This window comes from Streptomyces sp. NPDC058371, from assembly GCF_042723265.1.
Taxonomy (GTDB): Bacteria; Actinomycetota; Actinomycetes; order Streptomycetales; family Streptomycetaceae; genus Streptomyces.
Map to the genome: position 1 here is coordinate 169,815 of NZ_JBHXJC010000008.1, position 22,744 is coordinate 192,558.

Genomic DNA, 22,744 nt, shown 5'->3' on the forward strand with positions numbered 1-22,744 from the left:
CGTCGCTGAGTCATGACGCGGACGGCCGTTGCATCCCTACTCGGCAGGGCAACAGTGGCGGCGGGGCTACCAGATGCTCCAGGATCGTCGTGCCGCCGTAGTCCTCGTCCACCCAGTTCGTGCCCGGAGACGGACCCTTCGCACAGCGGGCGAGTCCCGCCCATTCGACGCCGACACGTACGAGACCCGCGCTATCGGGGGTGATCTTCGAAGCCGTTCTTTCCGCACACCCCCGACGAGCAGGGCTTCGGTCAGTACGAGCGGTTCGGCAACGGTTACTTCTACGGGCGGATCGTCAGCGCCTCCGGCTGGGACACGGCTGCGCGTACCTGGCGGGAGTACGACGTCACCAAGCACCCCCTCAACGTGTCATCCGATGCTGCCGAACTCCACGGGGAAGTCCGGAGGCCAGGGCTGGTTGAAGTCGAACAGGGACGGGTCCTCGTACATGCGGGCCGCCTCGCGCCACGCGGGTTCGGCGGACAGGACGAAGGTGTCCCCGTACGGTTCGATCATCCAGGTGAAGGCCGCATCGTCCGTGACGAGGTCATGACGCCCCTTCAGTACCGCGAACTCCGCCTCCGACGCCCGGCGGACGTGGATCCCCTTCTCGTAAATGGGTTTGAGCAGCATGAGGTCCACATGGCCGAAGTACACCTCGACGCGAGTGTCCGTTTGGTCGATCGCGAGGGCGTCGCTGCGCAACAGTAGCTGCCGGTGCGACGGCGCGAAGCTGACCACCCGGAACAGACGTCCCTCTCGTACGAAATCCGGCATTCTCCGTGTTCTTCCTGTCCTCGGGGTCTTCGGGTCACGGGGCCCAGTCCGGCTTCGGCATGTCTTTGACGCGGCTCGGTACTTGGTCACCCGGCTTGGTGAAGTACAAGTACCAGTCGACGGCGTCGAAGCCCCGGCGCCCAAGGATCACCTTGAGACGCAGCGTCGCCACTTCCCATGCGGTGCCGTTGTTGCTTCCTGGCGTGGCCACTGCCCGCCAGTCGCCGCGGACCAATGGTTTCCCGCGCTCGACCAGTGGGACCGGCCCGTATTAGTGCTGTCCGACGTCGCAGCGCACCTGGCAGAAATACAACGCCACCACCAAACACGCACAGGGGGCCGCACGCCGGGCGTGCGGCCCCCCGTCTTAGGTCGGTCTCGGGGGGAGAGTCAGCTCAGATGCTGCTGACACTCGTTGAGCGTGAACTTTCCGAAATTGTCCGCGAGCTTCTCCATGAGGCCGCCTTCCAGAACCCCGGGGTTCCACGCGTAAACCGGGTACTCGCCATCCTGGTCCGGCTGAGAGCTGTCGAGGACGACAACATCCCAGACGTCGTCGTGCATCACGACCATGAAGTGGGGCGGCAGTCCCAGCGCCTCGCGGTCCTCCAGGGTGTAGGCAGGAGAGCCCAACAGTTTGTCCCCCCCGGCCGGCGTCTGGTAAACGCCGGGGAACTCGACGGGTGGAACAGCCCACATCCCGAACTCCTCGATCAGGCGCCGATACGAGGGAGGGAAGGAGAGACCCATCTCAGACTCCGCCCTGGAGATCACCCCTGATGGACAGCCGTCGCCGTGGTGCGCAATGTCCTCGTTGGCCCGCACCAGCCTGATCACCTGTTCTGCTGTCCTGAGACCGCTTGTCATGTGAAGTCCTTCGCCCTGTTCTGCCAATAGCCTTTCTTCCACTTCTCGAACGCAGGCCGGTCGATTCCGCTGGGGATCTTGGTGCCCGACTTGGTACCCGTCGGTGAAGGTGACGGCTTGAGCCTGCCGGAAGGTGATCTCTGACGGGAGTCCTCGTGCCCGAACTCGACCAGCGGGTCATCACCGGGCTGCTCACCACCCGGCTGGCTCGCACCGAGGGCCGGCTGCTGCTGGGTGCACGGGAAGTACGCGGCGAACGGGCCAGAAGAGTTCAGCGTGCCGATCGACGACGGGACACGGCGCAGGGCCCGGGTCACCCGTACCACCTCGGTACTTGGACTCACCGACGCCTAAGGCGCTGCTGAACAACCTGCTGCCGCGTCTGGAGACGCACACCTCCTGGCTGGGCCGGACCGCCGCGCTGTGGCACGGAGACGTGTCGCAGCCGCGCCGCAAGAGGATCCTGCGGGACCGGCCGGACATACTGCTGACCACACCGGAATCGCTGGAAGCATGCTCGTCGGCGCCAATGTCGATCACCGGGTGTTCTTCTCCCTGGCTTCTTTCCTCCATCGTCTTGGCCGTACGGGTCGGCGTCCGGGCTCCATCCGCAACTGCCTGTTTATCACCGTCGACGAGGGCGGACTGATCGCGGCAACAGCCCTGCTGCTTCTGTGGTCACGTGGCTGGGTGGAGCCGGTGGTGGCGCCAGCGGAACCCCGGCACATCGTCGCCCAACAAGTACTGGCCCTCTGCTTGCAGGAACATCGAGCCGGGGACCGGGTGTGGCGGGAACGGTGGGGAGGGCTCGGTCCCTTCGGAACCTCGGCCGAGCCGATCGTGTGCCACCTGGTCAAGGAGGGATTCCTGGACCAAGACGGAAGGATGCTCTTCATCGGCCTCGAGGCCGAATGCCGCTACGGTTACCGGCATTTCATGGACCTCACAGCGGTGTTCACCGCGGCTCCGGAATTCACGGTGCTCTCTGGCCGCACCGAGATCGGCACGACTAATCCCGCGCTGCTGACCGAAGAGGTGGTGGGGCCTCGGCGCCTGCTCCTCGCCGGGCAGAGCTGGCAGGTGCCGTACATCGACTGGTCCCGGCGGCGACGCTTCGTCGAACCGGTTGACGGCGGCGGCAAGGCGCGCTGAGGAGGAACTGGTTCCGGCCGGACCGCCTCGTACGAACTGACGCGCGCGGCACGGGAAGTGCTCCTCGGCGCCGGCCAACCGGTCGCCCTCACCGGGCGCGCCAAGGCCGCGCTCACTCAGGCACGCGAGAGCAGTTCGGAACTGGTCCACCCCGACGGGACGGTGGTCGCAAGGGGCGGGCGCGACACCAGTGTGCGCTGGTGGACCTGGGCCGGCTACCGGGCCAACGCCACCCTGACCGCCACACTCACCACGATCGCCGATCCCCTCCTGCATCCGACTTCGCGAGGACGTGACGCCCGCGGAATGGAGGAAGGTCATTCGGAAGCCGCCGATCAGCTGTGCCTTCCGGATGGACGCGCGTGCGCTGAACGGCCTCAAGTTCAACGCCGCACTGCCGACCCGGCTCGCGCGGAGGCCACCCTTGCCGCACGGCTCGCGGATCTGGACGGCGCAACGGCTGCGCTCAGAGGACCGACCAGGTTCACAGTTCTGGGGCAGTGACTTGGGCATCGATCATCGAGGGACCAACAGGCCGACAACGCGAACCGGCTCCTGAAGATCAGGCTCGTACGTCCCGCTGCTGAACTTCCTTGAGCACTCCGGCCACCGTCACGAAGTCGTTGTCCACGTGGAGAACGGTGTGCCCATGGTGCACAGCTGTCGCACACACCAACAGATCGATCGCCCCAGCCGCCCGATGCTGGCCCCGCTGGGTCAGCTTGTACTGGGCGGTGTCGACCCAACGCCAGGCACTCTTCGGCACAGGAGAGAGCAAGCAGAGTGCGTCCAGCTCCTCCGCGAGCTCGTCCCGATGAGACGGACTGCTTGCCGAGTAGAGAAATTCGGCACGTGTCGGCTCGCAGAGGTGGAACACCCCGGCGGCGATGTGTCCCTCCCACGGCGGCAACGCACCGGGGGTGCGGAACAAGTACCACAGGGCGGAGGTGTCGAGCAGATATGTGATCACTCGAAGGCCTCGCGCCGGGCACGCTTGCCTGCGTCATGCGCCGCCGCGGCCTGCTCGAACTCGCCACGCGCACCGCGCGCGGCCAGCTTTTCGGCAGCATCGAGACGCTTGATCCGTGCCACGTAGTCCCGCAGGGCTGCGTTGACCGTCTCCTTCTTCGTCGTGACACCCATCAGTCGCATGGCCTCGGCGAGCGCTTCGTCATCGAGATCAATCTGCGTGACGGACATCGAGCACCTCCAGCATCCATGATGTATGCCATCAGGATACATCACCAACATTCGACGCCAGTAGGGCTGTCGTTTGGATCAGTCCGGATCAGGCCGCGGCGCCTGGAGTGGTGCATCGCAAGGCGGAGCATGACCCGCGTACTGGGTGTACTCGGGTGATGCGACAACGCGGCGAGGTGCCGTGCCAGGCGTCGCGGACCCGGGTTGATCCGAACGACATCCCCTGGTTGCAGTCGCCCACCGAAGATGACCGGACGAGGTCCAGGCACACCCGGCACAGGCCGTTGGCCAATAGGTGCCAAACAGCACGGCTCGACCACTCGACAACCAGCAGAGGATCGCCACCGAGGCACTGCGTGCGGAGCACCCTCAACAGGCACCGGACCTGGGGTCAATCCCAACACGGCTCGGCATGTCCGATTCTGGGATATTCACGGGCCTCAATTTCGGCCTCAACGTAGCGAACCCACGATCGAGCATGACCGCCAAGATCCCCCAACTCCCTCGACCCTCCAGCGAAGTTGCTGGTCAGATCGATTCTTCCCGCGTAGCGGAGAGTGGGGCGGGTGGGACTCGAACCCACGGCCGACGGATTATGAGTCCATTAGGGATCTTGGCGGACCTTGCCGATCAACATCGATCCCTGACGTTCCTGCAGGTCAGGCGCGCTGATCGATGTCAGTCCTATGAAGCGCTTGTCGATCTGTTCCGGTCCTTGTGGCCCCTCGATGGCCCCTGAGTGTCCTTGAGGGAGCGCTCGCAACCTCGGTAACCGTCGTCCACCAGGTCGGCCCCGGGGATGGATCCTTCGACAGCGGACGAGTCCCGGTCCTCGACGCCGACACGTAACGAGACCCGCGGTATCGGGGTGATCTTCGAAGCCGTTCTTGCCGCACACCCGGAGAACAAGGCCAGGGTCAGGACGAGCGGTTCGGCGGCGGCTACTTCTACGGGCGGATCGTCAGCGCCTCCGGCTGAGACTCGGCCGCGCGTACCTGGCGGGAGTACGACGTCACCAAGCATCTGCACACGGACGGCATCCTCCTGGACCACGACGGTCACAGACACTTCGGTCCGTGACCGCCCTCGTGCCCAACCCGTCAGGCAAGCCTGGTCGTTGCTGACCACCGCGGGGAGCTCAAGCACGGCCTTGGCCCCGGGCCTTTCTCCGCGGGTGCCTGTGATGTCCATTGCGCCTTTCACCAGTGAAGGGCCGTGCACGGCGCTGAGGGCGCCCCCTGTGGCAGGGGGCGCCCTCAGCGCGTCGTCCGCGTCAGCCGATGCTGCCGTACTCCATGGGGAAGTCCGGAGGCCAGGGCTGGTTGAAGTCGAACAGGGACGGGTCGTCGAACTCGCGGTCCGCCTCGCGCCACGAGGGGTCGCCGGAGAGGACGAAACTGTCCCCGCCCGCTTCGATCATCCAGATAAAGGCCGCATCGTCCGTGGCGAGGTCGTGGCGCTCTTTCAGCACCGCGAACTCCGCCTCCGACGCCCGGCGGACGTGGATCCCCTTCTCGTAAATGGGTTTGAGCAGCATGAGCTCCACATGCCCGAAGTACACCTCGACGCGGGTGTCCGTTTGGTCGATCGCGGTGGGTTCGCTGCGCAGCAGCAGCATCCGGTGCGACGGCGCGAAGCTGACCACGCGGAACAGGCGCCCCTCTCGTACGAAATCCGGCATTCTCTGTGTTCTTCCTGTCCTCGGAGTCTTCGGTTCACTGGGCCCAGTCCGGCTTCGGCATGTCTTTGACGAGGCTTGGCACCTTGTCACCCGGCTTGGTGAAGTACCAGTCGACGGCTTCGAAGTTCCGGCGTCCAAGGATCACCTTGAGACGCAGCGTCGCCACTTCCCATGCGGTGCCGTTGTTGCTTCCTGGCGTGGCCACCGCCCGCCAGTCGCCGCCCACCAACGGCTTCCCGCGCTCGACGAGCTTGTTGAGGGCTTCGGTCGGGGTCTTCGCGCCTGAAATACCGTCCAGCGAGATGCTCAACTTCACCGACTCATTGTCCAGAGCCTTCTCGACGCCCACCATCCAGATCGGACGCCCGTCGCCACCGGGGGCTGCCTTGCCGAGAAGCCTGTTGTTGAACGTCCGTGCCCCGGCGCCGCTGAGGCCTCCGGTGCCGCCCAGGGTCTCTTTGGCCAGCGTATCGGAGTATGGGTTGATCCCCAGAACGATGTGGTCGCCGTCCTTGACGAGCTCATTGACGATTCCTTCGAGGCACTCGTTGTGCACCAGGACCGGCGTCGACCCCGTGTACACGTAATACGTGTGGTTACGCGCGACCTCGAAGTTGAAGACCTCGACGGATCCCTTGACGACCGTGGTGCCAAGGACCTTTGTGGAGCCGCCTTCCCGCGCCACAAGGGTGTCTCCGGCGCGCAGTTCGCCGGCCTCGACCCAGCCCCGTTCACGGACCCAGAAGCGATGCGAGTCGGTCGCTTCGACCTGGCCGTCGGCGGTTCTGATCCGGACCACGGAGTCGACGGTCCGGTGGAACAGGTTCAACACCGGCTGCAAGGACTTCTTGCCCGTGACCTGGTCCTGCGACCAGACCCGGTCGCCGACCTCGATGTCCTCGATGGATTTGGGACCGTTTTCCGTCGCAACCTTGGTGCCGGCCGTGAAGCACTTGGTCAGCGCGAGCTTTGAGGTGATTCCCGCGATGGCGGCTTCGCTGACGCCGGCGATGCGCAGGGCCTTCCATGCCTCGTCGATGGCGATGCCGGTTCTCATGGCGGCATCGAGGGCCGTCACGCCGTCCCTGATGGCCTTGATGGCGACGTTGCCGAAGACCAGGGTGGCAATGTCGAAGACGGCCCATCCGCAGTTGCCCAGGGTTCCGCCGCCACCTGTTGTGATCCTGTCCCAGCAGCCGGTGAAGTCTTCGGTGAGGGCTTTGATAAACCCCTTGGCTACGGCGTCGTTGAACTCCTGCTGTGTGATCGTGTAGGTGACCTCTTCGGTCTGAGGCTTCAGCTCCAGACTCGCGAGGAACTGGGTTTCGGAAGCGGGGCATCCGGACTGCACGTCCGGGATGTCCGTAGCCGTACACAGGTAGACGTCGACGAAGGTCTTGGAAGTGATGTTCGCGGTGATGATGCAGTCACCGACGTGGACGATGACGTTGCAGTTGTCCTTGTTCAGGATTTCCGGGTCACCGACGGGTTCTTTGTGCGTCTTGTAGAAGACGCCATCGACGCCACCAGTGCCGGCCTCGAGTTGGTCGTTGCGGTTCTTGGTCTCTGTTCGCCGGGCCGCCTCTTGGGCTTCCTTGGCGTACGCGTCGGCGTCCTTCGCCGCCTGTTCCGCCTCGGTTGCCGCCGCGTCGGCGCGGTCGGCCGCTGTCCGGGCGTCCTTCGCAGCTTGTTCGGCCTCTTCGGCTGCGGTACGGGCGGCTGCCGCGTCGAGGGCTGCCTGGTCGGCGGATTCGCGGGCGTCCTTGGCGTAGCCTTCGGCGCGGCCGGCTGCCTTGGCGGCGGCGGCTGCGTCCTCCGTGGCCTTGCGGTCGTACTCGATCGTGCGGGCCAGGGAGGCTGACGCCTTCGAGGCGGCGGTGGCGGCGTCGGCCGCGTAGCCGAGGGCCTCCTTGGAGTACGTGCGGGCGTCCGACGCGTAGCCGGCAGCGTTGGCCGCGTGTTTGTAGGCCTCCTTCGCGTCGCCTGCGGCTTGATCAGCGATCGCCTTGGCGGCGGCGGCCTCCTCCTGGGCGTTCTTGGCGTGGGCGTCGGCGACGGCCCTCTGTTGGTCGGCGATCGTTTTTGACGCCTGCCCGCTGAGCACGACCAGGTCGGCGGCCGAGTCCGTGGTGACGTAGGGGGATCCCAACTGGATCGCGTCGTTGGCCGGCTTGGCGATTTGTTCGGCGGACTTGGCTGCGTCCACGGCCGATTGGGCGGTGACGTAGGCGAAGCCCGCCGCCTTCGCTGCCGCGACGAGTGCCTTGGCGACCTCTTGCTGGGCCTTGTCCGCCTGGGTCTTGGCGGTCTTGGCCTGGGACTCGGCCTCGTCGGCCAGTTTGACGGCCGTATTCGCCTCTTCGGCGGCGTGCGCGGCTGCCTTGATGGCATCCGCCGCGGCGCTGGTGGCGGTCTTCACCGCGGCGTCGGCCTTCAACTTCGCGGCCTGTGCCGCGTCCGAGTCGGAACGCGCGCGCTTGGCGGCTGCTTCGGCTCGGGTGGCCGCTGCGTCGGCATCGGCTGCGGCCTTCGTCGCCGCGTCCGCCTCGGACCGGGCCTTCGTGGCGGCCGCTTCGGCGTCGTCCGCGTGCTGGTCTGCCTTGTTGGCCGCGGCGCGTGCGGCATCCGCCGCGTCCCCGGAGTCCAGGGAGTCGGCGTAGGCTCCCTTGGCGTCGGCCTTGGCGCGTTCGGCCTGGGCCTTCTGTTCGGCATCCCAGGCGTCGTCGCGCTTGGCCTTGGCGCTGTTACTGGACTTGACCGCGTCGTCCCGCTTCTTTTCGGCGGTCTTCTCGTCGGCCTCGGCCTTGTCCTTGGCGTCCTTGGCCTTCGTAGCTTCGGAGTTGGCGTTCTTTTTGTGCTCGGCGGCCTCGGCTTGCTTGGCCGCGGCAGTTTCCTTCTCCGCCTTGGCCGTCTTTTCCTCGGCCTCGGCGGCCAGGCGCTTGGCGTGCGCGTCGGTGGCGGCCGCCTTCGCGTCGCTCTCGGCCGTCAGGGCGTCGGTGAGCTTCGCCTCCGCGGTCTCCTTGTCCTTCTTGGCGTTGTCGCGGTGCGCCTTCGCGGCGTCGGCCGCGGCTTTCGCCTGCGACTCGGCCTTCTCCGCGGCCTTCTTGCGGAACTCGGCCTTGGCCTGTGCGGCCTGCGCCAGCGCGCGCTGCGCGATGGTCTCGCTGTCGCCGGCGGAGGCACGGGTGGCGGCCTCGGCGGTCTCGCCGGCCTGCACCATCGCCGTAAGCGCGGCGACCACACCCTTGGTGACCTGAGCCTTCTGTTGGCCAACCAGCAGTCCGCGACCCCTCGGCGCGCCATTGGAGTCCGCGATCGAGTACGCCGATTGCTCGGCAGTGTCCGAAGCAGTGGCCGCCTCCTGCGCCGTGGCAAGCTGCTTCTTGAGCACCGCGAGCTGGTTCTTCGCCGCGGTCTGAGCGGAGGTGATGCCCGACTTGGCCTTGGTGAACTGCGTAGCCGGCGGAGGGGTGCCCGTGTGGCTGGACGGCTGAATGTCGAACTGCTGCGGACCGGTGCCATTGCACGCGTACAGCAAGGAGTCGTAGCCGTTGGTGAACTCGTGTATGTCCAGGCACTTGTGCGTGCCGGTGTTCATCAGGGACGAGGTGGCCCGGAGGTTGAACTCCCAGGTCTGTGCGGGCGAGCTGTTGCAGGTCCAGATCTGGATCTTCGTGCCGTTGGCGCTGTCGCCGTTCGAAACGTCCATGCACTTGAGGGAGTTCACGTTCCGCAGGTGAACGCCCTTGTCGTCGGTCAGGACCTGCCACTGCTGCGCGGCTGAGTTGTTGCAGGTGTAGAGCTGGACGGGCGTGCCGCTGGCCGCCTTCCCGCCCTCGGTCTCCAGGCATTTCCCCTGCGAGGCGTGCAACTTGATCACCGTCGGCGCGTCCCCGACCGTGCCGGTTCCGCCTGCCGACCAGAAGTCCTGCCAGCGGGCGAGGCGGTCGGCGATCCATGACTGTCCCAGCAGGTCGCCCAGCGTCTTGGAACCGGACGTCAGGGCGGTGACGGCGTTCTTGTTGGCGGTCAGGATCTGATTGCGCTGCGTGGTCTGGGAGGCGATCTCCTGCTGCCACTCGGAGGCGGCTGTGGCGGTGACACCGCCCAGGACGTTGTCCGGGTCGACCGGGTCGCGCCAGGCGCAGGACGCGAAGCGGGTCTTGAGGTCCTCGACCGCGATCCGGTACTCCGTGCTGTCCGGCTTCGGAGCAGTACGGGGGAACCCGCCGGACGCCAGGAAGAGCCGGGCGTCGTCCGCGCCTGCGTTCGCCCCGGTCGTTCCGTGCATCCAGGTGAAGGCATCGCGCTCGGCGAGTGCCCGATTCCATTCGTCGGCCGGGAGGCCCGGGTCCGGGGAGCCGCTGTAGAGCGGGGCGCCCAGGGCGTCGACGGCTTTGACAGTGGCCTCGTCGGGCCGCGGAGTGGAGTCCTGGTAGAAGTCCCCCTCGCTCTTCCAGAACCGGTCGGAGATCCACTTGGTCAGACCGGTCTGGGTGTAGAAGCTCTCCTTGCCGTCGTTGCTGGTGCCGGGCGGCCAGTGGAAGTCGGTCTCGGTGAAACCGGCCGGCGTGGTCAGCCCGCTGAGGGGCTGTTGCCAGGCGTCCCGGAGAGCGTTGATGGTGTCCAGGTCGCGGTCCGACTGGGCCTTGTCCTTGTCGTACGCCGTGGCGAGCGCCGTGTCCTGCCAATGCTGGCGGTTGGCGAGGACGTGCAGCTGCTCCGGCGTTTTGTTCAGGCCGTCCTGTGCGGTCGTGGCCATGGACGTGCCACCCAGGCGCAGGACGTCGGTCATCAGGCACTGGTCTTGCCGCAGTTGCTCGGCGGCGGTGTCCTCGTTCCAGGAATACGTGTCACTCGCCGGGGTGGCGTCTCTCCCGGTGGGCGGGCCGACCGGGCTCGAGCCGACTATGCCGGCGAGGAGTGCGGTGGCGAGGACGGGCGGGAGGAACCGGGCGGTCATGGCGGATCGTCTCGACTTCGCCTGCGAGCCGAGTCTCGGCAGTCCCATCCCGAGAAATCTCGGCGGTCTGGAGCGCAAGTGCGTACCCCCTGTTAGGGGGAAGGAAGCCGCGGGTCGCCCCGTGGGACTCACGGCGTGCAGGCATTGCGGCACGTCGATGTGCCCCCGTGGCGCGGCGGCACAGTTCCCCCGGTCGTTGGCTGATGAGCACCCGTCCGGTTGGTCATGTGCCGGTCAAGCGCGCGTTCATGATGCGCACGCTTCGGCGATCTCAGACAGTGGTCTTTCCCTGTGCGACAGGGGGAGTGGCGCGAATGCGCGTACCGTTGGGAGGGCGCAAAGGAGTGCAGACCCTCGGCGCAACCAAGGGACTCCCGCGCCGTCGGGAAATGTGCATGAGTAGTGCAGGCCGCGTGAAGATGGCTGGTTCTCGATCCGGGTCGGCCGCCCTGGCTTCCGCGTCTTCGCCGGATACCCGCTGACGCTTCGGCTTCTGACCTCCGACAGCGATCGACGGCCGACGCCGCTCCCCGTAGGCGATTGCCGCGCTACGGATGGCAGCCCCGGGACGCAGTCGGCGCAGCCACGCCGACGCCCCCCCGGCCCCCGTGCGGCCCCTGGATCTTGGTACCGAGTGTCAGGGCGGTCGCCGGGACGGCAAGCGACAACCTTGATCACTCGTTCCACCGCAGCCAGAGTGGCCAGGGCTCCCCCGCGCACCGCCGGACCCCAAAGCCGCGAGCAGGTGGTTCCGTCCATGGAGTGGAAGTTGACGCCCCAACACCCCACGAGGAACGTTTCCGCAGCTCAGAAGGTATGCATGGTGGGGCGGGTGGGACTCGAACCCACGGCCGACGGATTATGAGTCCGCTGCTCTAACCGGCTGAGCTACCGCCCCATCTACGGCGCGTCGCGCACATTTGTGCGCGCCGTCTGCCGCAGCATAGCCGCTCATACGATCTCCTGCTTCGGATGGTCGGCAACGCATGACCATGAGGACTTCGGCGCGGCGCGCGCGGTTCCGGCGGACATGAAAAAGGACCCCTGAGGGGTCCTCTTCCGCTGCTCTCCCGACTGGACTCGAACCAGTAACCTGCCGGTTAACAGCCGGCTGCTCTGCCAATTGAGCTACAGGAGATCGAGCTCCCCCGACTGGACTCGAACCAGTAACCTGCCGGTTAACAGCCGGCTGCTCTGCCAATTGAGCTACAGGGGATCGCTTCGTTGCATCGAACGTACCTACCTGGGTATTCGCCAGGGGGCGTGCGCTCGCTGCGACACATACATTAGCGCAAGCAGGGGGGTGCTCCGCCAATCGGTTCCCCCCGCACCGATGCCGATCGCAAGGGAAGGGTGGCTGCCATGCGCTACCGGCTCACGTTCGTCGCCGGACTGGCTCTGGGTTACGTGCTCGGCACAAGGGCCGGGCGCGAGCGCTACGAGCAGTTGAGGAAGACCGCCCGGCAGGTCGCCCAGAACCCGGCGGTGCGCAACACCGCCGAGTCCGCGGCCCAGCAGGGGCGGGAATTCGCCGGCAAGGCCTACCACGTGGTGACCGAGAAGGTCGGTGACCGTGTCCCCGACTCCGTGGCCGACCGGGTGCGATCCCTGCGGGAGCGCAACACCGGCACCGGCGGCGGGGACGACTGGGGCACCACGAACACCTGAATTCACCCGGCTGAGGGCCGTCGGCGGGCATCCGTCCGCCGACGGCCCTGCGCGCTCACCCCCCTTCGTACGGCAGAATTTGCACCATGGGGATAGTCGCCGGGTTGGACAGTTCGCCCGATTTCACTCGTATCGTCGTCTGCGACACGGACACGGGCGCCGTGCTGAGGCAGGGCTATGCGCCGCACCCGGTCGACGGTGCCGAGGGTGGCAGCCGTCCTTCCGACGTCGATCCGCAGGCCTGGCTGCTGTCCCTGGGCGAGGCGGCGGGCGGCGGGCTGCTCGAAGGCGTGCAGGCCATCGGCGTCTCCGCGCAGCAGAACGCGCTGGTCCCGGTGGACACCCAGGGCAATACGGTGCGCCCCGCGCTGGTCGGCGGTGACAAGCGGGCGCAGGTCGCGGCGGCGGATCTGATCGACTCGCTCGGCGGCCGTGAGGCCTGGGCCCAGGCCGTGGGGTGCGTACCCCAGGCGGCCCATCCGGTGACCAAGCTGCGCTGGCTGGCCAAGACGGAACCCGAGGTCGCGCTGCGTACCGGCGTGCTGCTCCAGGCGCACGACTGGCTGGTGTGGCAGCTGCTCGGGCGGCCGGTGAGACGGACCACGGACCGGGGCGGGGCCTCCGGTACCGGTTACTGGTCGGCGGCGACAGGCGCTTATCGGCCGGATCTGGTCGAGCTCGCGCTCGGCCACCAGGCGATGCTGCCCGACGTGCTCGGGCCGTCCGACGCCGCGGGGACCACCCCCGAGGGCCTGCTGATCTCCGCCGGGACCGGCGAGACCATGGCGGCGGCCTTCGGACTGGGCATCGGGCTCGGGGACGCGGTCGTGTCCCTGGGGGCCTCCGGGTCCGTGATGGCCGTACACCCCGAGGCGCTGATCGACTCCTCCGGGATGATCACCTCTCTCGCGGACGCGACCGGCATGCATCTGCCGGTCGTCACCACCCTCAATGCCGTACGGGCCCTGCGCGGCGCCGTCGACCTGCTGGGGCTGCCCGATCTGGAGAGCCTGTCCGACCTGGCGATGAAGTCGACGCCGGGTTCCCACGGGCTGGTCATGCTGCCGTATCTGGAGGGCGAGCGGACGCCGAATCTGCCGCACACGGCGGGGACGCTGGCCGGGCTGCGCCGGGAGTCGATGCGGCCCGAGCACCTGGCACGGGCCGCGTTCGAGGGCATGCTGTGCGGGCTCGCGGACGCGCTGGACGTGCTGCGCGGCCGGGGTGTCGAGGTGCAGCGGGTCTTCCTGCTGGGGGCGGCCGCCGAGCTGACCGCCGTCCAGGCGGCGGCCCCGGCGCTGTTCGGGGCGCAGGTCGTGGTGCCGCAGCCCGCGGACTACGCGGCGATCGGCGCGGCCCGGCAGGCGGCCTGGGCGCTCGGGGTCTCGCAGGGTGCACTCGACCCGCGGCTGCCACCCGTATGGCAGGGCGCGGCCGCGCAGCTGCTGGAGCCCGGCGAGGACCTGGCCGTGGGACAGGCGGTACGGCAGCAGTACGTGTCCGTACGGGAACAGACGCATCCAGGGGCGTTCCGGGCATAACCCCCGGTCGGGGCGCCGGGGCGTACGCCTCAGGTCGGACGTCCGGCGACCCGTGGACCGAGATCCCGTCCGTCCTTTGACCGCTGTTGGGTTAATCAGTTGAGGTAACGCGGGGGTAGTGACCGACGATAGGGGGGTGGTGCACCACCCAACCCCCGTCGACGACTCCGAGAGACCCCGCGTGCTCATACGACTCCTGCGTACCTATCTCAGTCCGTACAAGAAGCCCATCGCCCTGCTGCTGCTGCTGCAGTTCCTCCAGACCTGCGCCACGCTCTACCTGCCCACCCTCAACGCGCACATCATTGACAACGGTGTCGTGAAGGGGGACACGGGCTACATCCTGTCCTTCGGGGCCCTGATGATCGGGATCTCGCTGGTCCAGGTGGTCTGCAACATCGGGGCGGTCTACTTCGGCGCCCGTACGGCGTCGGCGGTCGGCCGCGACATCCGGGCCGGCGTCTTCGACCGGGTGCAGTCCTTCTCCGCCCGAGAGGTCGGCCACTTCGGTGCGCCCTCGCTGATCACCCGCACCACCAATGACGTCCAGCAGGTGCAGATGCTCACGCTGATGGCGTTCACCCTGATGGCGTCGGCACCGATCATGTGTGTGGGCGGCATCGTCATGGCGCTCGGACTGGATGTGCCGCTGTCCGGCGTGCTCGTCGCCGTGGTGCCGGTGCTCGGCATCTGCGTGACGCTGATCGTGCGGCGGCTGCGGCCGCTGTTCCGCACCATGCAGGTGCGTCTGGACACCGTGAACCGGGTGCTGCGCGAGCAGATCACCGGTAACCGCGTGATCCGCGCCTTCGTACGGGACGGCTACGAGAGGGACCGGTTCGAGAAGGCGAACGCCGACCTCACCGAGGTGTCCCTGGGCACCGGCCGGCTGCTGGCCCTGATGTTCCCGATCGTCATGACCGTCGTGAACCTGTCGTCGATCGCCGTGGTCTGGTTCGGTGCGCACCGCATCGACAGCGGCGGCATGCAGATCGGCGATCTGACGGCGTTCCTCGCCTATCTGATGCAGATCGTGATGTCCGTGATGATGGCCACCTTCATGTTCATGATGGTGCCGCGCGCGGAGGTCTGCGCCGAGCGCATCGAGGAGATCCTGGCGACGGAGAGCAGTGTCGTGCCGCCGATCGCGCCGGTGGTGGAGCTGCGGCGGCACGGGCACCTGGAGATCCAGGGGGCCGGGTTCCGCTACCCGGGCGCCGAGGAGCCGGTGCTCAGGGCCGTCTCCCTGGTGGCGCGGCCGGGCGAGGTGACCGCCGTGATCGGGTCCACCGGCAGCGGCAAGTCCACGCTGCTCGGGCTCGTCCCCAGGCTGTTCGACGCCACGGAGGGCACCGTGCTCGTCGACGGTGTGGACGTGGGCACCGTCGAGCCGCAACTGCTGGCCAGGACCGTGGGGCTGGTGCCGCAGAAGCCGTACCTCTTCGCGGGCACCGTGGCCACCAACCTCCGGTACGGCAATCCGGACGCGACCGACGACGAGCTGTGGCACGCGCTGGAGGTGGCGCAGGCCAGGGGCTTCGTGGAGGGGCTGGAGAACGGCCTCGACTCCCCCATCGCGCAGGGCGGCACCAACGTCTCCGGTGGTCAGCGGCAGCGGCTCGCGATCGCCCGCACCCTGGTGCAGCGGCCGGAGATCTACCTCTTCGACGACTCCTTCTCCGCCCTCGACTACGCGACGGACGCGGCGCTGCGGGCCGCGCTGGCCGAGGAGACCGCCGAGGCCACCGTCGTCATCGTGGCGCAGCGGGTGTCGACCATCCGGGAGGCCGACCGGATCGTGGTCCTCGACGAGGGCCGGGTGGTGGGCACCGGACGGCATCACGAGCTCATGGCGGACAACGAGACCTACCGGGAGATCGTTCTCTCCCAGCTCACGGAAGCGGAGGCTGCCTGATGGCCGGGCCTATGGGGCGGATGGTGGCCGGGGGCGGCCCCGACCAGCGCTCGATGGATTTCAAGGGGTCCGGCAAACGGCTCCTCGCACAGTTCAAGCCCGAGCGGGCCACGATGTTCGCGATGCTGTTCGCCGTGGTCCTGAGCGTGGGCCTGTCGGTGGTCGGTCCGAAGATCCTCGGGCGGGCGACCGACCTGGTCTTCTCGGGCATCATCGGGCGGGAGATGCCCGCGGGCGCCACCAAGGCCGAGGTGCTGGCGTCCATGCGGGAGCGCGGTGACGGCGGCATGGCCGACATGCTCTCCGGCACGGACTTCACGCCCGGCGAGGGCATCGACTTCAACGCGGTCGGCGAGGTGCTGGGGCTCGCGCTCCTGGTGTTCGTGCTGGCCGGCCTGCTGATGGCGGTCGCGACGCGGCTGGTGAACCGGGCGGTCAACATGACCGTCTACCGGATGCGCGCGGACATCCAGGCGAAGCTCTCGCGGCTTCCGCTGTCGTACTTCGACAAGCGGCAGCGCGGTGAGGTGCTCAGCCGCGCCACCAACGACATCGACAACATCGGGCAGACCCTCCAGCAGTCGATGGGCCAGCTCATCAACTCGCTGCTGACCATCATCGGCGTCCTCGCGATGATGTTCTGGGTCTCGCCGCTGCTGGCGCTGGTCGCGCTGATCACCGTGCCGCTGTCCTTCGTCATCGCCACGCGCGTCGGCAAGCGCTCGCAGCCGCACTTCGTGCAGCAGTGGCGGACCACCGGCAAGCTCAACGCGCACATCGAGGAGATGTACACCGGGCACACCCTGGTGAAGGTGTTCGGGCGGCAGGAGGAGTCGGCCGCGCAGTTCGCCGAGGAGAACGAGAAGCTGTACGAGGCCGGGTTCAAGGCGCAGTTCAACAGCGGGATCATGCAGCCGCTGATGATGTTCGTCTCGAACCTGAACTATGTGCTGGTGGCGGTCGTGGGCGGCCTGCGGGTCGCGTCGGGCTCCCTCTCGATCGGTGACGTCCAGGCCTTCATCCAGTACTCGCGGCAGTTCTCGATGCCGCTGACACAGGTCGCGTCGATGGCCAACCTGGTGCAGTCCGGGGTCGCCTCCGCCGAGCGGATCTTCGAACTCCTCGACGCGGAGGAGCAGGGCGCCGACCCGGTCTCGGCCGAGCACCCGGCGGAGGTGCACGGACGGGTGGCGCTGGAGAACGTGTCCTTCCGCTACGACCCCGACAAGCCGCTCATCGAGGACCTCTCGCTGAAGGTCGAGCCCGGTCACACGGTCGCGATCGTCGGGCCGACGGGGGCAGGCAAGACCACGCTGGTCAATCTGCTGATGCGGTTCTACGAGGTCACCGGCGGGCGGATCACGCTCGACGGGGTCGACGTCGCGAGGATGTCCCGGGACGAACTCCGGGCCCAGATCGGCATGGTGCTCCAGGACACCTGGCTGTTCGGCGGCACGATCGCGGAGAACATCGCGTACGGCGCCTCCCGGGACGTGACCCGGGGGGAGATCGAGGAGGCGGCGCGGGCGGCCCACGCGGACCGGTTCGTGCGCACGCTGCCCGAGGGGTACGACACCGTCATCGACGACGAGGGGTCGGGGGTGAGCGCCGGCGAGAAGCAGCTCATCACGATCGCTCGGGCGTTCCTGTCCGATCCGGTGATCCTCGTGCTCGACGAGGCGACGAGTTCGGTCGACACCCGTACGGAGGTGCTCATCCAGAAGGCGATGGCGAAGCTCGCGCACGGGCGTACGTCGTTCGTGATCGCGCACCGGCTCTCCACGATCCGGGACGCGGACACCATCCTGGTGATGGAGAACGGGGCCATCGTCGAGCAGGGGGCGCATGCGGAGCTGCTCTCCGCGGAGGGCGCGTATGCGCGGCTCTATCAGGCCCAGTTCGCGCAGGCGGTGGCCGAGGTGGACTGAGGGCTTCTTTCGCCCCGCCGCCCCTGCCCGTCCCGTACCGGGGCCAGCCCCCGGACCCCCGCTCCTCAAACGCCGGAGGGGCTGATTTTCAGCCCCTCCGGGTGCGGGTCCTCAGTCCAGGTATCCCCGCAGCTGGTCCGCGAAGGCGTGGTCCCGCAGTTTGTTGAGGGTCTTGGACTCGATCTGGCGGATGCGTTCGCGGGTGACGCCGAAGATGCGGCCGATCTCCTCCAGGGTGCGGGGCCGGCCGTCGGCCAGGCCGTAACGAAGCTGGACGACCTTGCGCTCGCGCTCGCCGAGCGTGGACAGGACCGCCTCCAGATGCTCACGGAGCAGCAGGAAGGCGGCGGACTCGACGGGACTGGTCGCGTCGCCGTCCTCGATCAGGTCGCCGAGCGCCACGTCGTCCTCCTCGCCCACCGGCGCGTGCAGCGACACCGGTTCCTGGGCCAGCCGCAGGACTTCGCTGACCCGCTCGCCGGGCAGGTCGAGGTGGGCGGCGACCTCGTCGGGGGTCGGCTCGTAACCCCGCTCCTGGAGCATGCGCCGCTGGACCCGGACGACCCGGTTGATCAGCTCGACCACGTGGACGGGGACCCGGATGGTGCGGGCCTGGTCGGCCAGCGCGCGGGACATGGCCTGGCGGATCCACCAGGTGGCGTAGGTCGAGAACTTGTACCCGCGGGCGTAGTCGAACTTCTCAACCGCCCTGATCAGGCCCAGGTTTCCTTCCTGGACGAGGTCGAGCATGGTCAGTCCGCGGCCGACGTACCGCTTGGCGACGGACACGACGAGCCGCAGGTTCGCCTCGATCAGCCGGCGCTTGGCCATCCGGCCCATCACGACGAGCTTGTCCAGGTCGAGCGCGAGCTGGCTGTCCAGGTCGCGGGCGAGTCGCAGCTTCTCCTCGGCGAAGAGGCCTGCCTCGACGCGGCGCGCGAGATCGACCTCCTCGGCGGCGGTGAGCAGGGGGATGCGGCCGATCTCGCGCAGGTACTGGCGGAACAGGTCGGAGGAGGGGCCGCTGGTGTCGGCCGCGGCACGGCTGCGGGGCGTGGTGACGGGCTCGGGTTCGACGACCTCGGGCTCGGTCTCGGGCTCGGCTTCCGGCTCGGCCTCGGCTTCCGGTTCGGTGTCGTCGGGCACGGCGGCCTCGCCGGGTGGCTCGTCCGGTTCGGCCGGGCTCTGCGGGTCCGCCTCGGGGTGGTGCGTGGCACGGCTCTGCGGAGGGACCGCCGCGACGACGCCGGTTTCCGCGTCCGTGTCCGTGGTGTTGTCGGTCTGTGTGAGGGTCTGGGTCTGCACGGGGGCGACCTCCAGGAATGTCGCTGCTGAGGCATGCGGCAGCGATACGTCGGGGATGGGGTCGACGGCCTTGCCGCTGACCATCCCGTAGTCGTTTGGCGGAACCGCGGGGATGGGGGACCCGTCGCGTACGGGTCGGCCGCGCTCCGAGGACTCAGGCACCGGAACCCAGTGTGGAGTACGACACATCGCCGCCACGAGGGGCGTGCGGTGACTTTTTGCGTCCGGTCCGTGACCGCATGGTTACCCTGCCGGACGAGTACGCAGTCCGGGGCGCCCCGAACGGGGCGAAAGTCGCACGTGACGGATGCCTGTGCCGGGCGCACGGCGCCGCCCGACGGCGAGCGGAGGCGGCCGCGGCCGGCGCCGGGTCCCGGGGCCCGCGCCGTCAGAGCGCGGCCGCGCCCCGCTCCCGCAGCGCCTGCCCGTACTGCTGGAGCACCCACAACTCGTTCTGTACGGCGGCCAGATGGGCCGGGTCGCCCTGCGTGCTCGCGCGGGTCAGCGCCCCCTGGACGTCGCGGATGCGGCGGTCGACGGCGCGCCGGCGGACCATGACGAGCTGGTCGCCCGCATAGGTCTCGTCGACGGTTCTGCGCAGGATGGCCTCGACGGCCAGCTCCGTGACCATGGCGCGGACCGTGTTGTCCGGGGCGGCGTCACGGACCCGGACCAGATACTCCTGGGGGTCCTGGACGCCGAACTCGGCGCCGCCCGCGTCCATGATCGCCTGGCGCACGGCCGCGTACGGCTGGGCGGTGAACTCGTCGAGCCCGTACGCGTCGAAGGCCGGGGAGACCAACTCCGGTCGCTGAAGGGCGAGTTTGAGGAGCTCGCGCTCGGTGGCGAACACCGGGTTGCGGAGGGTGAGCGCGGGGCCGCCGGTCGGTGCCTGGGCCGCCGCGTACGCCTGCTGGGGGCGCTGGGAGGCGGGGGCAGGGCCCTTGCCGCCGCGATCGCGGGACCAACGGGCCAGCTGGGCCACCCGCTTGACCACGAACTGGGTGTCGAGGATGCCGAGCATGCCCGCGAGCTGGACCGCGACCTCGTGCTGCGCGCCGCTGTTCTTGATGCGGGCGACGACCGGGGCGGCCTCGTCGAGCGCGGCGGCGCGGCCCGCGGGGGTCTCCAGGTCGTAGCGCAGGACGATCTGGCGGAGCGCGAACTCGAAGAGCGGGGTGCGGGGTTCGACCAGGTCGGCGACCGCTTCGTCGCCCTTGGCAAGGCGCAGCTCGCAGGGGTCCATGCCGTCCGGGGCGACCGCGATGTAGGTCTCGGCGGCGAACTTCTGGTCGTCCTCGAAGGCGCGCAGGGCCGCCTTCTGGCCGGCCGCGTCACCGTCGAAGGTGAAGATCACCCGCGCCGAGCCGTTGTCCATGAGGAGGCGGCGGAGGATCTTGATGTGGTCGCTGCCGAAGGCGGTGCCGCAGGTGGCGATGGCGGTGGTGATGCCGGCCAGGTGGCAGGCCATGACGTCCGTGTAGCCCTCGACGACGACCGCGCGGCTGGCCTTGGCGATGTCCTTCTTGGCGAGGTCGATGCCGTACAGGACCTGGGACTTGCGGTAGAGCGCCGTGTCGGGCGTGTTCAGATACTTCGGGCCGTTGTCGGAGTCGTAGAGCTTTCGCGCGCCGAAGCCGACGACGTCGCCGCCGATGTCCCGGATCGGCCACATGAGGCGGCCCCGGAAGCGGTCGATGGGGCCGCGCCGGCCCTCCTGGGAGAGCCCGGAGAGGACCAGCTCCTTGTCGCTGAAGCCCTTGCCGCGCAGATAGCGGGTGAGGTGGTCCCAGCCCTGGGGGCTGTAGCCCACGCCGAAGTGGGCGGCGGCGGCCTGGTCGAAGCCGCGCTCGGCCAGGAACTTGCGGCCCGTGTCCGCCTCGGAGCTGGTGTCGAGCTGCTCGATGTAGAACTGTGCGGCCGCCTTGTGCGCCTCGACCAGGCGGATGCGCTCGCCGCGCTGGTTGGAGGGGTTGTACCCGCCCTCCTCGTACCGCAGGGTGATGCCCGCCTGGCCGGCCAGGCGCTCGACCGCCTCCGAGAACGTGAGGTGGTCGACCTTCATCACGAACGTGATGGTGTCGCCGCCTTCCTGGCAGCCGAAGCAGTGGAACAGTCCCTTGCTCGGGCTGACCTGGAAGGACGGTGACTTCTCGTCGTGGAAGGGGCACAGGCCCTTCAGATTGCCGCCGCCCGCGCTGCGCAGCTGGAGGTACTCGGACACCACGGCGTCGATCGAGACCGCGTCCCGAACAGCCTTCACGTCCTCGTCGTTGATCCGTCCTGCCACGGGGAGAGTCTACGGCGACTCACTGACACTCCTGGGGCGCGCCGGCCGTCCGGCCGGGCGCCCGGGGGCCGCCCCCGGGATCCGCGGTACGGGGGCGGCGCGGCGGCCGAGCGCCGGGCGGGTCATGGGACGAGGCTCTCCAAGGGCACATGGGGGTCGGCGAGCGCCTCGGTGTCCACCTGGATCCGGGACCTGATCAGGGCCTGGATCGGCTCCGTGACGTCCCACACATTCACGTTCATCCCGGCGAGCACCCGGTCGTCCTTCACCCAGAAGGCGATGAACTGCCGCTTTCCGGCGTCGCCGCGGATCACCACCTGGTCGTACGAGCCCGGCGGCGCCCAGCCCGAGTACTCGAGCCCGACGTCGTACTGATCGGAGAAGAAGTAGGGCACGCGGTCGTACGTCACCTCCTGGCCGAGCATGGCGCGGGCCGCGGCCGGGCCGCCGTTGAGAGCGTTGGCCCAGTGCTCGACGCGCAGCCGGGTGTCGAAGAGCGGGTGGGGGAAGGAGGCCACGTCGCCGGCCGCGTGGATGTCGGGGTCGGAGGTGCGCAGCCGGGCGTCGACGGCGATGCCGCCGCCGTGCGCGCGGTCGGCCAGGGTGAGGCCGACGGCCTCGGCGAGGCCGGTGCGCGGGGCGGCGCCGATCGCGGCCAGTACGTCGTGCGCCGGGTGCTCCTCGCCGTCGTCCGTGCGGGCGGCCAGCACGAGGCCGTCCTGGCCGACGATCTCGGTGAGCCGGGCGCCGAAGTGGAAACGGACTCCGTGCTCGCGGTGCAGCTCGGTGAAGAGCTGGCCCAGCTCGGGGCCGAGGACCCCGTGCAGCGGGGTCGCCTCCGGTTCGACGACGGTGACCTCGGCGCCGTACTCACGGGCCGCGGCGGCGACCTCCAGGCCGATCCAGCCGGCGCCGGCGATGACGATGTGGCCGTTGTCGCGGCCGAGGGCGGCGAGGACACCCTTGAGCCGCTCGGCGTGGGCGAGGCGGCGCAGGTGGTGGACGCCCGTCAGGTCCGTGCCCGGGATGTCGAGCCGGCGGGGCTCGGCGCCGGTGGCGATGAGCAGCTTGTCGTAGTGGACGAGGGTGCCGTCGTCGCCGAAGCGGACGGTCTTCGCCACCCGGTCGACGGCGTCGACGGTCTGGCCGAGGTGGAGCTCGATGTCGTTCTGCGCGTACCAGCTCGGTTCGTGGACGAAGACGCTGTCGCGCTCCTCCTTGCCGAGCAGATAGCCCTTGGAGAGCGGCGGACGCTCGTAGGGGTGGTCACGCTCGTCACAGATCAGTATCACCCGGCCGGTGAACCCCTCCGCGCGGAGCGTCTCGGCCGCCTTCGCGCCGGCCAGGCCTCCTCCGACGATGACGAATGTCTGATCCGCGTCGACCACTTGATGCCTCCTCGTAAGGGTGTCGCCACATGCGAGCGTCCCGCACGGAGTGTGATGCGGGAAGAGGGA

At 68.5% G+C, this 22,744-nt stretch carries 16 protein-coding genes and 3 tRNA genes; 5 read left to right on the top strand and 14 right to left on the bottom strand.

The genetic code is table 11. The annotated features are described in order from the left end of the window. Positions 1-369: 369 nt before the first annotated feature. From ACFWM2_RS23835 to ACFWM2_RS23850, 4 genes are all read right to left on the bottom strand, one after another. On the bottom strand, positions 370-777 hold the full coding sequence (locus tag ACFWM2_RS23835; protein WP_383283328.1) for a hypothetical protein: 408 nt from the start codon (positions 775-777) through the stop codon (positions 370-372). A 34-nt stretch (positions 778-811) separates the two neighbouring features. Then, a complete protein-coding gene (locus ACFWM2_RS23840) occupies positions 812-1,033 on the bottom strand; it encodes a polymorphic toxin type 27 domain-containing protein (protein ID WP_383283736.1) in 222 nt (73 codons plus the stop codon). Positions 1,034-1,167: 134 nt separating this feature from the next. Continuing rightward, complete coding sequence (locus ACFWM2_RS23845) at positions 1,168-1,644, bottom strand: SMI1/KNR4 family protein (RefSeq protein WP_383283330.1); 477 nt, start codon at positions 1,642-1,644, stop codon at positions 1,168-1,170. Next, positions 1,641-1,961, bottom strand: a complete 321-nt coding sequence (locus ACFWM2_RS23850; protein ID WP_383283333.1) for a hypothetical protein — start codon at positions 1,959-1,961, stop codon at positions 1,641-1,643. Before ACFWM2_RS23850 ends, ACFWM2_RS23845 begins: the two co-directional genes overlap by 4 nt. A 196-nt stretch (positions 1,962-2,157) precedes the next feature. Between ACFWM2_RS23850 and ACFWM2_RS23855 the strand changes: the two genes are divergently transcribed. After that, positions 2,158-2,796 (top strand): hypothetical protein, encoded by a 639-nt coding sequence (locus ACFWM2_RS23855; protein WP_383283336.1) that lies wholly within the window; start codon positions 2,158-2,160, stop codon positions 2,794-2,796. Positions 2,797-3,358: 562 nt separating this feature from the next. Here the strand turns inward: ACFWM2_RS23855 and ACFWM2_RS23860 are convergent. The 7 genes from ACFWM2_RS23860 to ACFWM2_RS23890 all read right to left on the bottom strand — a co-directional run bounded on the left by ACFWM2_RS23860 (position 3,359) and on the right by ACFWM2_RS23890 (position 11,856). Then, a complete protein-coding gene (locus ACFWM2_RS23860) occupies positions 3,359-3,766 on the bottom strand; it encodes a PIN domain nuclease (RefSeq protein WP_383283339.1) in 408 nt (135 codons plus the stop codon). Then, the gene (locus ACFWM2_RS23865; protein WP_030606313.1) at positions 3,763-3,996 is read right to left on the bottom strand and encodes a type II toxin-antitoxin system VapB family antitoxin; all 234 of its coding nucleotides are present in this window, start codon (positions 3,994-3,996) and stop codon (positions 3,763-3,765) included. Before ACFWM2_RS23865 ends, ACFWM2_RS23860 begins: the two co-directional genes overlap by 4 nt. Before the next feature lie 1,273 nt (positions 3,997-5,269). Further along, complete coding sequence (locus ACFWM2_RS23870) at positions 5,270-5,677, bottom strand: hypothetical protein (RefSeq protein ID WP_383283342.1); 408 nt, start codon at positions 5,675-5,677, stop codon at positions 5,270-5,272. Positions 5,678-5,711: 34 nt separating this feature from the next. Further along, complete coding sequence (locus ACFWM2_RS23875) at positions 5,712-10,688, bottom strand: polymorphic toxin type 27 domain-containing protein (protein ID WP_383283344.1); 4,977 nt, start codon at positions 10,686-10,688, stop codon at positions 5,712-5,714. Between the two features lie 773 nt (positions 10,689-11,461). Further along, a tRNA-Ile gene (locus ACFWM2_RS23880) sits at positions 11,462-11,538 on the bottom strand. A 167-nt stretch (positions 11,539-11,705) separates the two neighbouring features. Next, positions 11,706-11,778, bottom strand: a tRNA-Asn gene (locus ACFWM2_RS23885). Positions 11,779-11,783: 5 nt separating this feature from the next. Beyond that, positions 11,784-11,856: transfer RNA gene (locus ACFWM2_RS23890), tRNA-Asn, on the bottom strand. A 146-nt stretch (positions 11,857-12,002) separates the two neighbouring features. On the opposite strand from ACFWM2_RS23890, the gene ACFWM2_RS23895 reads away from it, so the two are divergent. The 4 genes from ACFWM2_RS23895 (at position 12,003) to ACFWM2_RS23910 (ending at position 17,692) form a co-directional block, all read left to right on the top strand. Continuing rightward, positions 12,003-12,308: a YtxH domain-containing protein gene (locus tag ACFWM2_RS23895; RefSeq protein ID WP_383283347.1), complete on the top strand. Its 306-nt coding sequence runs from the start codon at positions 12,003-12,005 to the stop codon at positions 12,306-12,308. A gap of 86 nt (positions 12,309-12,394) precedes the next feature. Further along, a complete protein-coding gene (locus ACFWM2_RS23900; protein WP_383283350.1) occupies positions 12,395-13,849 on the top strand; it encodes an FGGY-family carbohydrate kinase in 1,455 nt (484 codons plus the stop codon). 181 nt (positions 13,850-14,030) lie between these two features. Beyond that, positions 14,031-15,764: an ABC transporter ATP-binding protein gene (locus ACFWM2_RS23905; RefSeq protein WP_383283353.1), complete on the top strand. Its 1,734-nt coding sequence runs from the start codon at positions 14,031-14,033 to the stop codon at positions 15,762-15,764. Then, on the top strand, positions 15,764-17,692 hold the full coding sequence (locus ACFWM2_RS23910; RefSeq protein WP_383283356.1) for an ABC transporter ATP-binding protein: 1,929 nt from the start codon (positions 15,764-15,766) through the stop codon (positions 17,690-17,692). Before ACFWM2_RS23905 ends, ACFWM2_RS23910 begins: the two co-directional genes overlap by 1 nt. 111 nt (positions 17,693-17,803) lie before the next feature. On the opposite strand, the gene ACFWM2_RS23915 is transcribed toward ACFWM2_RS23910, so the two are convergent. The 3 genes from ACFWM2_RS23915 to ACFWM2_RS23925 all read right to left on the bottom strand — a co-directional run bounded on the left by ACFWM2_RS23915 (position 17,804) and on the right by ACFWM2_RS23925 (position 22,675). Beyond that, the gene (locus tag ACFWM2_RS23915; RefSeq protein WP_383283359.1) at positions 17,804-19,159 is read right to left on the bottom strand and encodes an RNA polymerase sigma factor; all 1,356 of its coding nucleotides are present in this window, start codon (positions 19,157-19,159) and stop codon (positions 17,804-17,806) included. Between the two features lie 226 nt (positions 19,160-19,385). Then, positions 19,386-21,287 carry a DNA primase gene (dnaG, locus tag ACFWM2_RS23920; protein ID WP_383283362.1) on the bottom strand — a complete coding sequence of 634 codons (1,902 nt, stop codon included), beginning with the start codon at positions 21,285-21,287 and terminating at the stop codon, positions 19,386-19,388. A 122-nt stretch (positions 21,288-21,409) separates the two neighbouring features. Next, a complete protein-coding gene (locus ACFWM2_RS23925) occupies positions 21,410-22,675 on the bottom strand; it encodes an NAD(P)/FAD-dependent oxidoreductase (protein ID WP_383283365.1) in 1,266 nt (421 codons plus the stop codon). Positions 22,676-22,744: the final 69 nt, after the last annotated feature.

Excerpts from the sequence above, each read along its gene's own strand:
- ACFWM2_RS23870 (WP_383283342.1), bottom strand. The coding sequence starts at position 5,677 with ATGCCGGATTTCGTACGAGAGGGGCGCCTGTTCCGCGTGGTCAGCTTC.
- ACFWM2_RS23855 (WP_383283336.1), top strand. The coding sequence starts at position 2,158 with ATGCTCGTCGGCGCCAATGTCGATCACCGGGTGTTCTTCTCCCTGGCT.
- ACFWM2_RS23900 (WP_383283350.1), top strand. The coding sequence starts at position 12,395 with ATGGGGATAGTCGCCGGGTTGGACAGTTCGCCCGATTTCACTCGTATC.
- ACFWM2_RS23875 (WP_383283344.1), bottom strand. The coding sequence starts at position 10,688 with ATGGGACTGCCGAGACTCGGCTCGCAGGCGAAGTCGAGACGATCCGCC.
- ACFWM2_RS23895 (WP_383283347.1), top strand. The coding sequence starts at position 12,003 with ATGCGCTACCGGCTCACGTTCGTCGCCGGACTGGCTCTGGGTTACGTG.
- ACFWM2_RS23845 (WP_383283330.1), bottom strand. The coding sequence starts at position 1,644 with ATGACAAGCGGTCTCAGGACAGCAGAACAGGTGATCAGGCTGGTGCGG.
- ACFWM2_RS23835 (WP_383283328.1), bottom strand. The coding sequence starts at position 777 with ATGCCGGATTTCGTACGAGAGGGACGTCTGTTCCGGGTGGTCAGCTTC.
- ACFWM2_RS23910 (WP_383283356.1), top strand. The coding sequence starts at position 15,764 with ATGGCCGGGCCTATGGGGCGGATGGTGGCCGGGGGCGGCCCCGACCAG.
- ACFWM2_RS23865 (WP_030606313.1), bottom strand. The coding sequence starts at position 3,996 with ATGTCCGTCACGCAGATTGATCTCGATGACGAAGCGCTCGCCGAGGCC.